Genomic DNA, 12,677 nt, shown 5'->3' with positions numbered 1-12,677 from the left:
CGACAAGTCGGTGACCCTGGTCAACCGCACGGTTTCCAACGCCTCCTAATTCAAGGGTGCGTGGTGGGCCTCGGGGCTTCGGCCCCGGGGCCTTTTTCTGTTTGGAGGGATGTGGGCTTTATTCGGCGTAGTCCACCGGCACGGCAAAGCCTTGCTTGAGCGTTTCCATGGAAATGGAGGCGGACACGTCAAACAGTTCGACCCGCTTGACGAGCCTCCGATAGACGACATCGTAGTGCTCCACGCGCGGCAAGACGACCTTCAAAATATAGTCGTAGTGACCAGTGAGCCGATGCGCCTCGACGATCTCCGGAATGTCGCTGATGGCGCGCCGAAACTCTTCGATCCAGTCATCGGCATGGTGAGCGGTCTTTACCAGCGCATAAACAGTGGTCGGCACGCCGCTCTTTTCGCGGTCTAGCACCACAATCCGCCGCGCGATGTAGCCGCTTTCCTCAAGCTTCTGAATGCGCCGCGAGCAGGCTGACACCGAGAGGGAAACCTTCTCGGCGATATCTGTGACAGGCGTGGCGGCATCCCGCTGGAGGATGTCGAGAATCTTCCTGTCTCTACCGTCGATCACGCTATCCACTCCGATGCAATTGGCCAAGCGCGCAAAAAATCAGCGCTTGATGATCATATGGCCGAAACCACAGCACCGCAACAACCGCATTTGTCCGTCAAAACGCAAACGCTGCGCACGGCATATGCATCATTCTTTCCCCATCACAAACACGAGGGATGGACATGCGGACGATTGGTTTGATTGGCGGAATGAGTTTCGAAAGCTCGGCGGTCTACTACCGCCAGATCAACGAGACCGTGCGCGCCCGGCTGGGCGGCCTCGCCTCCGGCGAAATCATTATGCACTCCGTCAATTTCGAAGAGATCGTTGCCCTGCAGAAGGCCGGTCGCTGGGACCAGGCTGCCGACAGACTGGCACGCGCCGCCGAAGGCCTGGAGCGCGCAGGCGCGGACTGCATCCTGATCTGCACCAACACCATGCATCTGGTTGCCGATGAGGTCGCCGCCCGCGTCGCGATCCCGCTGATCAACATCATCGATGAAACTGCCGCAAGCCTGGTCAGGAATGGCGCTCGCCGCCCACTTCTGCTTGCAACCCGCTATACGATGGAACACGGCTTTTATGCTGAGCGCATGCGCCGCCAGGGCGTCGAGGTCATGGTTCCCGATGCGGGCGGCCGCACAACGACGCATGACATCATCTTCGACGAACTCTGCGCCGGACACGTCAAGAATTGTTCGCGGGAGAAACTGATGGCGATCATCGACAAGGCACGCGCAGACGGCGCCGACAGCGTCATCCTCGGCTGCACCGAGATCTGCCTGATCCTGGATCCGGCACACCTGCCGCTTCAAGGCTACGACTCGACGACCATCCATGCGGACGCGGCCGTCGAATTCGCGCTTGCCGGCACGCTTGGCAGGCAGGCCGCCTGACGCTCAGATCGTCTGGCCGCAGGCGCGGCAGAAGCGCCTGACGGTCTCGGCCATGCCATATTCGAGCGCATCGGCCGTCAGGCCATGGCCGATCGACACTTCCGCGAGCTGCGGAATACGCTTCACCAGAAGCGGCAGGTTGGCAACCGTGAGGTCGTGGCCGGCGTTGACAGCAAGACCTTGCTCCGAGGCGGCATCGGCCGTCAGTCCGAGCAGTTCGACCTGCCGCGCAGCTTCGTCGGGATTGTCGTAGCAACCGCCATAAGGACCGGTATAGAGCTCGACACGCTCCGCACCGGTCGCCTTTGCAAGCGCCATGGCCTCCGCGCGTCCGTCCCCGTCAACGAAGAGCGACACCCGCATACCCTTAGCCTTGAGGCGCGTGACCACGCCCTTCAGGAAGTCCTGGTGCTTGTCGAGATCCCAACCGTGATCCGAGGTCGCCTGGGACGGATCATCGGGAACCAGCGTTACCTGCTCCGGCTCGGTCGCTTCGCAAAGCGCCAGGAAGTCCTCGCTCGGATAGCCCTCGATATTGAACTCGGCGGAGGGAAACTCGTCGTCGATCAGAGCCCTCAAGATCGGCAGATCGCTGAAGCGGATATGACGCTGGTCTGGCCGGGGATGCACGGTCAGACCGCTCGCACCCGCCCTCAGCGCGATCCGCCCGAGATCGGCCACATCAGGCCAGGGGAGATCGCGGCGGTTCCGCAGCATGGCGATGGCATTGAGATTGACGGAGAGCTTGGCAGGCATGGCGGCATGATCCGGCGATGAAGATGTAGGCGGCATCCTTACGGCATCCCGAGACTGAAGACCAACGAGAATCGCAAATAATCCGATGCGCGAAATTGATGCATGGCAACTGCCAGCACCCCCTAGACTTTGGGGTATTGACCCCTCGCCCCCATCCGCTACTCAAGCTCCTGATTGTGACGGAACGCACAAATGCGCGGTGGCGGATGGCGCAGGCGTCCACCGAAACGGTTTGGAGCAGCTATGTCGATGGAAGCTAGGATCGATGGCGGTCAGGTATCGGAAGCCCTTCAGCGCGTGCTGCGGAGCCAGACATTCGCGCGCTCCGAGCGACTACGCTCCTTTCTCAAGTTCGTCGTCGAGATGGAGCAGCTCGGCCTCTCTCATCAGCTGAAGGGCTATACGATCGGCATCGACGTCTTCAGCCGCAGCCACGGCTTCGATCCGGGTACCGATCCGCTGGTCCGTGTCCAGGCCGGCAAGCTGCGCAAGCTCTTGAACCAGTTCTACGCCTGCGAAGGCCGCCACGAAACGCTGCGGATCCGCATTCCGCTCGGCGGCTATGTCCCCGTTTACGAGCGGACCGACGACGAGACGCATCCTCTGAAAGCCGGCAACGGCGTGGATCTGATCGAAGCGCCTTTCGCGGACGAGGGCGACCAGATGGCGGTGGATGGCAGAGCCTCCCTCCCGCGTCTGTTCATCAGCAAGCCCGACAGCAGCGATCAGCTGGCGTCGATCTTCATCAACGCCACGCGTCTCTGGAGTTCACGTTTGTGGGCTGTGTGCTTTGCCAGCCCAGACGAGCGGCCGCAGTTTGAAGGAGGAGCGCCTCACCCGCTCCATTTCGAGCTGAAGGCCCAAGGGCTTGGCAACACGTTGAAACTGCGCTTGCGCCACCTTCGGTCACGCAGCGATGTGCCGATCACGACCGGCATGTTCGAGACGACCGGCGATAGCCTCGAGATCGGTGCCATCGCCAATCAGTTCGCTGGAGCGAACCTCACGATCCCGGGCGCCATCTACCGCTTCTGCCACAGAAACGAACTTTCGACCGGCCAGATGAAATGCCTCGATGCGACCTATCGCTACACCCTCGAAGGCACCGACGCCGCCTATATCAGCGCCCGTCGCTCCCAGCAGGAATGGGCGGGTCTCAGCCCAGGCGGTGAAATCATCACCGAGATGTCCAAGCTCATCGCACGCTCCTCCCTGCCGCGCTGAACTCGGCTCGAGCCCCTCTCGCTTGGTAACGAAACCGCTCGAAAATTTATTTCACGAATATTGAATATACTATACGCTTCAAAGTGGCGGAGATTCGAAACACAATACGGAGGAACGGCAAACAACAAGCAGCGGACCATCGGCTCTGGCAGACACGTCGACACTGAACATGGAGGGGGAACATGTCGAACGGAACATATCATCTGCAACCGATCACCAGTGCATCCGGGCCCAGCGCGAAGGGCATGTTCATTCCGGATATCGCCTTGAACAGGCCCCCACCGAAGGAACCTGTCGCCATTGCGGAAATGGCGGAGTTTTTCGGCGTCACCCACAGGACACTGCATTTCTACGAGGAAAAGGGCCTGATCTCAGCACAGCGGATCGGCCTGATGCGCGTCTACGGGCGAAACGAAGTTGCGCGCATGGCACTCATCAATGTCTGCCGCGAGGTGGGCATGCCGGTGTCGGTTATCCAGGACCTGTTCGACACCCTGTCGAACGCGACGTCCAAGAGCGAAGCCAATCTCATTCTCGAGGAGGCCTTGCTGGCACGCCGCCGGGAACTAGCCGCCAATCTTTCGACCGTCCATCGCCAGCTTCAGCAACTCAATGCGCTACTTGAGCATGAGGATGCGGCCCCCGGGCGCCTTGGCATCGAGCAGAGAGGGCCTGAGCTCGACGACATGGAAACCCGATGCCTCCAGTTGATGGCGGAAGGCTATACCTCGATCCGCATTGCCCGAACGTTGGAACTGAAAGCGGATGAGGTTGTCGAGCTCGAAGTAAACATTGCCGGCAAGCTCGGCGCGCAGAACCGGTTTCAGGCCGTCGCAAAGGCAGTCCTTCTTGGCATGGTGGCAAACTGACGGTGCTTGAGCGGCGGCTTGAGGATCGTCAAAAGTGAAGGAAGTTTAACGGGACAGCAGCGGGCGGCGGCGCTAGGAGCGGATAGCATCCACGCAGACCGAGGCCTTTTCCATGCCCAACCTTCTCTCGCGCTACGCCACGCCCTTCACGACAGGGCTGTTTCTCGTGTCCCTGATTTCGGGCATCGCGCTCTTCTTCCATTATGGAACGGCCGCTTTCCGCGAGATGCATGAATGGCTGAGCATGGTGCTGATCCTGCCCTTCATCCTGCATGTCTGGAAAAACTGGCGCCCGTTCCTTGCCTATTTCAAGCGGGTACCGATGGCCCTGTCGCTCGGCCTCTGTCTCGTCGCCGGCCTCGCTTTTGCCTGGCCGGCGATCACGGGCACAGCGAGCGGCGCGGGCGGCAACCCGGCTTTCGCCATGGTCAATGTGGTGGCCGGCGGCACGCCGGCACAGGTGGCACCACTGCTCGGAAGGGCGGAAACAGATGTGGTCACGGCACTCAAGCAAGCCGGCTTCACCACCGCCAACGCCGCAACACCTCTCTCCGAGATCGCGACAGCATCCGGCAAGGACACGATGGCACTGATGGCAACGCTCGCCGCCCTGAAAGCGAAATGATTTCGAACGAAGCGCTCACCGAACGATGGTGAGCGTCTCCGCCGCACGGGTAACCGCCGTATAGAGCCAGCGCTCACGGGTGTCGCGAAACGCCCAACTCTCGTCGAACAGCACGACGTCGTTCCACTGCGAGCCCTGGGCCTTGTGGACTGTCAGCGCATAACCGTAGTCGAACTCGTCGTAACGCTTGCGCGTCGACCAGGGTATCTCCGTCTCGATATCCGCGAACGCGTCCTTGAGCAGCTTGATCTTCGCCGCACCGCGATCCATGTCGTCGTCTTCAGGCTTGATGAGGAGGTTGATGCCCGGCTTCACCGTCTCGCGCGACGACGTCATCACCTGCCAGAGCGAGCCGTTCAGCAGGCCCTTTACCTGATCGTTCCTCAGGCACACCAGCTTGTCGCCGGCCTGCGGATAGTCGACGGTGAACCCTTTGAGCTCACGCAGGCGCATGTTGTAGCGACGCCGCGTCTTGTTCGTCCCGACCAGCACCTGATCGGCCCCGAGCACGAGATCCTGCGTCACCTCGTTCTTCGAGATCACGCGCGCGGTCGAGCCGTAATCGCCATACATGATCTCCTTGCCCTCGCGGATATGCATCGCGAGCTGGATGATCGGATTGTCGCGCGCCTGGCGATGGATCTCGGTGAGCAGATAGTCCGGCTCCTGATCCGTGAAAAAGCCCCCGCCGGAGACCGGTGGCAACTGGCCGGGATCGCCGAGCACCAGGATCGGCGTGCCGAAGCTCATCAGGTCGCGGCCGAGCGCCTCGTCGACCATCGAGCATTCGTCGATGACGATCAAGGCAGCCTTGGCGACCGGGCTCTGGCGGTTGATCGAGAACATCGGCGCAATCGAGGTCTTGCCGGTTTCCTCGTCCTCGACGGCCTCCTCGCCGCGCGGGCGGTAAATCAGCGAGTGAATGGTCTTGGCATTCGATGCGCCACGCGAGCGCAAGACCTGCGCCGCTTTTCCGGTGAAGGCCGCAAACAGCACGTCGCCGTCAACATGCTCGGCGAAATGCTTGGCAAGCGTCGTCTTGCCCGTTCCGGCATAGCCGAACAGCCGGAAGACAGGGGTTTTCCCCTCTTTCAGCCATTTCGAAACGGCCTTGAGGGCCTCGTCTTGCTGGGGCGCGAATTGCATGGCCTAGGTCATGCGCGGATTCGTTGGCCCGATGCAAGGCCAAAGCCGGGGAAATCAGAACAAATCGTGGACATCAGGTCCGAAGTGGGTCGTTGGCAAGCTCGATCGGCGCACCATGCGGCGTCGCCTCTGCCGCCCGCTGCCAGCTTTCCCGCAAAGCTTCGACTGTCTCGCGGTCGGCCAGCCCCTTGCGCTCCAGCAGTCCGGCCAATGCCGCGACCCAGGCGTCGAAATAGTCGGACCCGTCAGTCGCCCGCCCCGGTCGATGCACTTCGGCAGACAGGCTCTCTGCCCATTCCGTCCAGCTGAACACGTCGCGCGCATGCAGATGCACCGTCATGGCGAAGGCCTGCGCATGCCAGGGTTCGGCGAAGACGGGGGCGCCTTCGGGCGACCGCGGCAAGCCCGGCGATGCCGTAAGATCGGTCACCGTGTCACACGCGCTCAACATAGCTCTCCCAGGCATCGATCGAGACGGTCAGCGTCGGGTCGGCGCCCTCGCCCCAGATCTCGTCGCCCGTGAACACGACCGTGTAGACCCATTGCGGGTTTTCACTACGTCCATGGGCACTATCATCAGGGAAAACGAAACCACCTTGAACGGCCTCGACCACACCCGTTTTCGCCCGGGCGTAACGCGGCAGACGCGTGTGGCCGGTCGGATGGAAATTCTTCGTCCGCACGCGGTCGCCGACGGCAAATTTCGGCTCGGTCTCGACGGGTCGGTCGCAAGGCCCGCCACGGGCCAGCACACCTTCGACCATCTCGGCCTTCAGGACGCGCTTCGGCGCTCGACCCTGTTCGAGATGATGCCCCGATGCCAACTCCTCGGCAGTGGCAAAACCATGCCGCTGCAGCAGCATGTCGACGCCCCTTATCCAGACCTCGTAATAGCTCGCTGCCAGATAGCTGGCAGGCGGAATATTCTCCCGCGCATGCCGACTCTCGTCGATCGACCAGGCACCGAATGCTCCGCAGGACAGCGTGATGCCGAGCGCCCGCTTCTCCCATTCCGCATGAAAGTATGGTTCGTCTTTCTCAGGCGCGACCGGACCGAAGCCCATTTGCCCACCAAGATCATGTGGCCCATTCATGCCAGGACCTCCGACGACAACGCGAGACCGGTCCCGATCATCGAGTCGCGCGTCACGAGCTTGGCGAGTGCCTCTTCGTCCAGTCCTTCCGTCCCTGCTGGGCGTAGAGGCACGACCAGATAGCGCAACTCTGCCGTCGAATCCCAGACGCGAATGCCCATTGTCTCCGGCAAGGTCACGCCGAATTCAGCGAGCACGCCGCGCGGATCGATCACCGCCCGCGAGCGATAGGCCGGCGCCTTGTACCAGACCGGCGGCAGACCGAGCACCGACCACGGGTAACAAGAGCACAGCGTGCAGACGACGAGATTGTGGGTATCCGGCGTATTGAAGACGGCCCGCATGTGCTCGCCCTGCCGGCCGGTATAGCCGAGGCTCGCGATCGCCGCTGTTGCATCGCGCTTCAGCCAGCCGGCGAACTCGGGATCGACCCAGGCCTTCGCCACGACCCGCGCGCCGTTTCTTGGGCCCACCTTCGTCTCATAGGTCTCGACGATCGCATCGATGGCGGCCGGGTCAATCAGGCCCTTTTCAGTCAGCAGCGTTTCAAGCGCCTTCACCCGCGCCTGCATGTCTGAATACTGGTTGTCGTGATGGTGATCATGACCATGATGATGGTGATGATGATCGTCGTCGTGGTGATGGCCGGACATTGGACGTTCCTATTTCAGCATGGGCCAAAGGCTGAGCACCAAAAGCACCGCCATGGTGATGTTGAACCATTTGAGCCGCACCGGCACCGACAGCCACTCCCGCAGCGCCGAACCAAAGCCCGCCCAGGTCGAGACACTGGGCACGTTGACGGCGGCGAACACAAGCGCGACGATGGCGACTGTCAGAGCATATTGCTCCGGGTTGGGATAGACCGCCATGGCCGTGATCGCCATCACCCAGGCCTTCGGATTGACCCATTGAAAGGCAGCGGCACCCAGAAATGTCATCGGCCTCGCCTTGGCATCTCCCTCGCTCATCGACCGGGAGGAGCCGATCTTCCAGGCAATCCACAGCAGGTAGAGCCCGCCGGCGACCTTGAGCGCGATGAAGGCCGGCGGATAGGCGGACAGAAGCGCGCCGAGGCCCAGCCCAACGCCGAGCAAGAGCGACAGGAAGCCAGCGCCGATGCCCAGCATATGCGGAATGGTCCGCCGAAAGCCGAAGTTCACCCCGGAGGCAAACAGCATCATGTTGTTGGGACCTGGGGTGATCGAGGTCGCAAAGGCGAAGAGGACGAGCGCGAACAGCGTGTCGGCCGACATGAATGTTTCTCCCGAATTTTTATGTCAGCCTAGCTGTCATGTTGGCCGGCACCAGCCGCATTCTTGTTATGGTGACACGAAGCGACGCAGCAATTGCCGCTTGCCTCCCTCGGTCGTGTGGCTATCCTCCAACCATCCCGCCCTGAGGAGTTTCACCATGCATGATGCCATTCCGACTGTCACCCTGCCGGGCGGCGAGGAAATTCCAAGCCTCGGCTTTGGCACCTGGATGATGGGTGAGGAAAGATCGGCCGCGAAAGCCGAAGTCGATGCCGTCAGGCTGGCGCTGGACCTCGGCATGACCGTGATCGACACGGCCGAGATGTATGGCGACGGTGGGGCCGAGCGCATCGTCGGCGAGGCGCTGAAGGAGCGGCGCGAGGATGCCGTCCTCGTCTCGAAGGTCCTTCCCTGGAATGCCAGTTACGACGGCACGATCAAGGCCTGCCACGCGAGCCTCAACCGCCTCGGCACCGATCACCTCGATCTCTACCTCCTGCATTGGCGGGGCGAACATCCGCTCGAAGACACGGTCGCTGCGATGGAAGAGCTGAAGACGGCCGGCCGCATCCGCGCCTGGGGCGTCTCGAATTTCGATGTCGACGACATGGAGGAGCTTTTCTCGGTGGCCGATGGCGAGACCTGCGCCGTCAACCAGGTGCTCTACAACCTCTCCCGCCGCGGCATCGAATTCGACCTCCTGCCATGGTGCCAGGAGCACAAGATCCCGGTCATGGCCTATTCGCCGATTGAGCAGGGCCGCATCCTCCAGCACCCTGAACTGATCCATGTCGCCAAGGCTTACCAAGCGACCCCGGCGCAAGTGGCCCTCGCCTTCCTGCTGGAGCGCGAAAGCGTGATCCCGATCCCGAAGACCTCGAACCTGCGCCGCCTGCAGGAAAACCGGGAGGCCGTCGATCTCGACATCTCCGACGAGGACTGGGCGCGCCTCGACGCGGCCTTCCCGCCACCATCTCGAAAAGTGCCGCTGGCGATGCTGTAGACGAAAAGGAAGCGAGCGCTCCCGCCCCTCCCCACGCATCGGGAAATCGCGATCTATCCACAGGCCCTGCATTTCCGGCACTTTACGCGAGCCCCTCAGGAAATTAGGAGATTGCCTAATTCGAGAATTGCGGAGAAAGAGCCGCACTGCTGAGGGACGACATGGCAAAACGCGGAAAAACCGAAGTACATCCGGCAATGGACAAGACCTCGTCCCGCGTCTTCCACGCGCTCGCCTCCTATCCGCGCCGCATGATGCTGGTACACCTCTCCCAGTCGACCCTGACCGCCGGCGAAATCGCCGCCCGCTTCGACATGGCGAAGCCCTCGATCTCCCAACACTTGTCGATCCTGGAAAATGCCGAACTGATCGAGGGCGAGAAGAAGGGCCAGTACATTCACTACAGCCTGAGGCCGGCGGCACTGCGCCACGCTCTCATGGCCATGCTCACCACGACCATCGCGCCGGACGACGAGGCCGACGTGGAAACGGCAGAGGACACACCGACGCCGCCGAAGAAGTCTGCCAAGAAGAAGGCTGACGAAGCCGTCACCGAATCTTCGGGAAAGAAGGCCGAGAAGAAAGCCAAGGCGAAGCCTGCAAGCGAAAAGCCGGCCAAGGACAAGCCGAAAAAGGCAGAAGCCGACCTGCCGCCGGCACCGCAGCAGATGGGCCTTCTCGATCTGCTCGGCATGAACTGAAAACAAAAAAGGGCGACCGCAAGGCCGCCCTTCTTCATTTCGCGAAATCGCGAATTCCTTACATGCCTTGCGAACCACGGTTCATCGCGGCGATCCCGGTGCGGCAGATCTCGTTGAGGCCGAGCGGCTTCATGATCGAGACGAACTGGTCGATCTTCGACGACTTGCCCGTGATCTCGAAGATGAAATGGTCGACGGTCGCGTCCACCACCTTGGCGTGGAAGGCATCCGCCAGACGTAGCGTCTCGGCGCGCATTTCGCCCGAGGATACGACCTTCACCAGGGCCACTTCCCGCTCGATCGGGCGCTCCTGGCCGAGTTCTTTGGCGCGAACCGTCAGGTCGAGGACGCGGTGCACTGGCACGATGCGCTCAAGCTGCGCCTTGATCTGCTCGAGAACACCCGGCGTGCCGCGCGTGACGATCGTGATGCGCGAGAGATGCGCCTCATGCTCGGTCTCCGAAACCGTCAGGCTTTCGATGTTGTAGCCGCGACCGGAGAACAGACCGATGACCCGGGCGAGAACGCCCGGCTCGTTGTCCACCAGCACCGAGAGCGTGTGGCTCTCGATGGCGGAGGTTTCCTTGGCGATGAAGTAGGCCGAACCGGTCGGCTGAAGATGTGCGTTCATGGTCTTTTTCCTCCCGGTCAGACGAGCTGACGGCCCTTGGCATCGATGGCAGTGGCGACGGCTTCGTCAGTTGCCTCATCCGGCAGCAGCATCTCGTTATGTGCCTTGCCCGACGGGATCATCGGGAAGCAGTTGGCGAGATTGGCCACGCGGCAATCGAAGATGACGGGCTTCTTCACGTCAACCATCTCCTGGATGGCACCATCGAGATCGTCGGGCTTTTCGCAACGGATACCGACCGCACCATAGGCTTCCGCCAGCTTGACGAAGTCAGGCATGGCTTCCGTGTAGGAGCTCGACAGACGGTTGCCATGCAGCAACTGCTGCCACTGGCGCACCATACCCATGTACTGGTTGTTCAGGATGAAGATCTTCACCGGCAGCTCGTACTGGATGGCGCAGGACATTTCCTGAATGCACATCTGGATCGAGGCATCGCCCGCGACATCAATGACGAGGGCATCGGGATGCGCGACCTGAACACCGATCGCGGCCGGCAGGCCGTAGCCCATCGTACCGAGACCGCCCGAGGTCATCCAGCGGTTCGGCTGTTCGAAACCGATATACTGGGCTGCCCACATCTGATGCTGGCCGACTTCCGTCGTGATGTAGGTGTCGCGATGCTTGGTCAGCTCATAGAGCCGCTGCAGCGCATATTGCGGCATGATGACATCCTTGGACGGCGTGTAGGCGAAGGAGTTGCGGGCGCGCCACTTGGCAATGCTCGCGTTCCATTCGGCCGTCTGCGATGCCTCAGGCTTCTTCGGCAGGGCACGCCAGGCGCGGACCATGTCTTCGAGCACCCGACCGACATCGCCGGTGATCGGAACGTCAACGCGGACATTCTTGTTGATCGACGACGGATCGATGTCGATGTGGATCTTCTTAGAATTCGGCGAGAACGCGTTGAGGCGGCCAGTGATACGGTCGTCGAAGCGCGCGCCGATGCAGACCATGACGTCACAGTCATGCATCGCCATGTTCGCTTCGTAAGAACCATGCATGCCAAGCATGCCGAGCCAGTTCTTGCCCGAAGCCGGATAGCAGCCGAGGCCCATCAGCGTCGAGGTGATGGGGAAGTCGGTCAGCGAAACCAGTTCGCGCAGCAGCTTGGTAGCCTCCGGACCGGAATTGATGACGCCACCACCCGAATAGATGATCGGCCGGCGAGCCGTCGCCATCAGTTCCACGGCTGCCTGAATGGCGCGGGCGTCACCGGTCACCTTCGGCTGGTAGCTCTTCAGCGCCTTGTGCGCATCCGGCGGCGTATAGGTGCCGGTGGCGAACTGGATGTCCTTCGGGATATCGACGAGAACCGGACCCGGACGACCCGTCTGGGCAATGCGGAAGGCTTCATGGATGATCGAGGCCAGCTGGTTGACGTCCTTGACCAGCCAGTTGTGCTTGGTGCAGGGGCGCGTGATACCGACGGTGTCGCATTCCTGGAAGGCATCAGAGCCGATCAGCGAGGTCGGGACCTGGCCGGAGATGCAGACCAGCGGAACGCTGTCCATCAGCGCGTCCTGCAGCGGAGTCACCGCATTGGTCGCACCAGGGCCAGACGTAACCAGCATGACGCCAACCTTGCCGGTCGAGCGCGCGTAGCCTTCGGCTGCGTGGCCGGCACCCTGCTCGTGGCGCACCAGGATGTGCTGGATGTCTTCCTGCTGGAAGATCTCATCATAGATCGGAAGCACGGCCCCACCGGGATAGCCGAAGATATGCTCGACACCGTTATCCTTGAGCGCGCGCAGGACGATCTCGGCGCCAGTCATCTGATTGTCTTTACCCGTCATGCTGTGTTTCCATCTGCCTTCTTGGTTTTTGGGGCTGATAACCCGGTTTAGGGCATAAAAAAAGGCCCCTTGAGGAGCCTGTCATCTAGCGCATGGGTGGCTATCGCCGGATGGT

Annotated in this window: 15 protein-coding genes; 6 read left to right on the top strand and 9 right to left on the bottom strand. The window is 61.6% G+C overall.

Annotated elements, in window-relative coordinates; genetic code table 11:
• Nucleotides 1-118 precede the first annotated feature (118 nt).
• Entirely contained in the window at nucleotides 119-583 is a 465-nt protein-coding gene (locus C0V73_RS21890) for an Lrp/AsnC family transcriptional regulator (RefSeq protein WP_102022148.1), read from the bottom strand.
• Between the two features lie 158 nt (nucleotides 584-741).
• Between C0V73_RS21890 and C0V73_RS21885 the strand changes: the two genes are divergently transcribed.
• Nucleotides 742-1,461 carry an aspartate/glutamate racemase family protein gene (locus C0V73_RS21885; protein WP_102022138.1) on the top strand — a complete coding sequence of 240 codons (720 nt, stop codon included), beginning with the start codon at nucleotides 742-744 and terminating at the stop codon, nucleotides 1,459-1,461.
• 3 nt (nucleotides 1,462-1,464) lie between these two features.
• Here C0V73_RS21885 and C0V73_RS21880 read toward each other — a convergent pair whose 3' ends face one another.
• Entirely contained in the window at nucleotides 1,465-2,217 is a 753-nt protein-coding gene (locus C0V73_RS21880; protein WP_102022137.1) for a pyridoxine 5'-phosphate synthase, read from the bottom strand.
• Nucleotides 2,218-2,460: 243 nt separating this feature from the next.
• On the opposite strand from C0V73_RS21880, the gene C0V73_RS21875 reads away from it, so the two are divergent.
• The 3 genes from C0V73_RS21875 (at nucleotide 2,461) to C0V73_RS21865 (ending at nucleotide 4,935) form a co-directional block, all read left to right on the top strand.
• Nucleotides 2,461-3,441 carry a hypothetical protein gene (locus C0V73_RS21875; protein WP_102022136.1) on the top strand — a complete coding sequence of 327 codons (981 nt, stop codon included), beginning with the start codon at nucleotides 2,461-2,463 and terminating at the stop codon, nucleotides 3,439-3,441.
• Between the two features lie 182 nt (nucleotides 3,442-3,623).
• The gene (locus C0V73_RS21870) at nucleotides 3,624-4,310 is read left to right on the top strand and encodes a MerR family transcriptional regulator (RefSeq protein ID WP_102022135.1); all 687 of its coding nucleotides are present in this window, start codon (nucleotides 3,624-3,626) and stop codon (nucleotides 4,308-4,310) included.
• A 112-nt stretch (nucleotides 4,311-4,422) separates the two neighbouring features.
• Nucleotides 4,423-4,935: a DUF4405 domain-containing protein gene (locus C0V73_RS21865; protein ID WP_102022134.1), complete on the top strand. Its 513-nt coding sequence runs from the start codon at nucleotides 4,423-4,425 to the stop codon at nucleotides 4,933-4,935.
• A gap of 15 nt (nucleotides 4,936-4,950) precedes the next feature.
• Here C0V73_RS21865 and C0V73_RS21860 read toward each other — a convergent pair whose 3' ends face one another.
• The 5 genes from C0V73_RS21860 to C0V73_RS21840 form a co-directional block, all read right to left on the bottom strand.
• Nucleotides 4,951-6,081: an ATP-dependent RecD-like DNA helicase gene (locus tag C0V73_RS21860; protein WP_102022133.1), complete on the bottom strand. Its 1,131-nt coding sequence runs from the start codon at nucleotides 6,079-6,081 to the stop codon at nucleotides 4,951-4,953.
• Between the two features lie 73 nt (nucleotides 6,082-6,154).
• A complete protein-coding gene (locus C0V73_RS21855; RefSeq protein WP_245408065.1) occupies nucleotides 6,155-6,529 on the bottom strand; it encodes a nitrile hydratase accessory protein in 375 nt (124 codons plus the stop codon).
• Entirely contained in the window at nucleotides 6,516-7,175 is a 660-nt protein-coding gene (gene nthB, locus C0V73_RS21850; RefSeq protein ID WP_102022132.1) for a nitrile hydratase subunit beta, read from the bottom strand. The genes C0V73_RS21855 and nthB overlap by 14 nt, the downstream gene beginning before the upstream one ends.
• Nucleotides 7,172-7,828: a nitrile hydratase subunit alpha gene (gene nthA / locus C0V73_RS21845; protein ID WP_102022131.1), complete on the bottom strand. Its 657-nt coding sequence runs from the start codon at nucleotides 7,826-7,828 to the stop codon at nucleotides 7,172-7,174. The genes nthB and nthA overlap by 4 nt, the downstream gene beginning before the upstream one ends.
• A 9-nt stretch (nucleotides 7,829-7,837) precedes the next feature.
• The gene (locus C0V73_RS21840; RefSeq protein WP_102022130.1) at nucleotides 7,838-8,431 is read right to left on the bottom strand and encodes a LysE family translocator; all 594 of its coding nucleotides are present in this window, start codon (nucleotides 8,429-8,431) and stop codon (nucleotides 7,838-7,840) included.
• A gap of 157 nt (nucleotides 8,432-8,588) precedes the next feature.
• Here C0V73_RS21840 and C0V73_RS21835 point away from each other — a divergent pair, with 157 nt between their 5' ends.
• Nucleotides 8,589-9,434, top strand: a complete 846-nt coding sequence (locus C0V73_RS21835; RefSeq protein WP_102022129.1) for an aldo/keto reductase — start codon at nucleotides 8,589-8,591, stop codon at nucleotides 9,432-9,434.
• A gap of 161 nt (nucleotides 9,435-9,595) precedes the next feature.
• The gene (locus C0V73_RS23420; RefSeq protein WP_102022128.1) at nucleotides 9,596-10,135 is read left to right on the top strand and encodes a metalloregulator ArsR/SmtB family transcription factor; all 540 of its coding nucleotides are present in this window, start codon (nucleotides 9,596-9,598) and stop codon (nucleotides 10,133-10,135) included.
• Nucleotides 10,136-10,193: 58 nt separating this feature from the next.
• On the opposite strand, the gene ilvN is transcribed toward C0V73_RS23420, so the two are convergent.
• Both ilvN and C0V73_RS21820 read right to left on the bottom strand, forming a co-directional pair.
• Nucleotides 10,194-10,766 carry an acetolactate synthase small subunit gene (gene ilvN, locus C0V73_RS21825; RefSeq protein WP_102022127.1) on the bottom strand — a complete coding sequence of 191 codons (573 nt, stop codon included), beginning with the start codon at nucleotides 10,764-10,766 and terminating at the stop codon, nucleotides 10,194-10,196.
• A gap of 17 nt (nucleotides 10,767-10,783) precedes the next feature.
• Nucleotides 10,784-12,562, bottom strand: coding sequence for an acetolactate synthase 3 large subunit (locus C0V73_RS21820; protein WP_102022126.1), 1,779 nt, complete (start codon nucleotides 12,560-12,562; stop codon nucleotides 10,784-10,786).
• Between the last annotated feature and the right edge of the window lie 115 nt (nucleotides 12,563-12,677).

The sequence above is a fragment of the Rhizobium sp. TH135 genome (assembly GCF_002855515.1).
Classification (GTDB): domain Bacteria; phylum Pseudomonadota; class Alphaproteobacteria; order Rhizobiales; family Rhizobiaceae; genus Allorhizobium.
The sequence above is the reverse complement of the archived record's forward strand: the minus strand, read 5'-3'. Positions and strand labels throughout refer to the sequence as shown.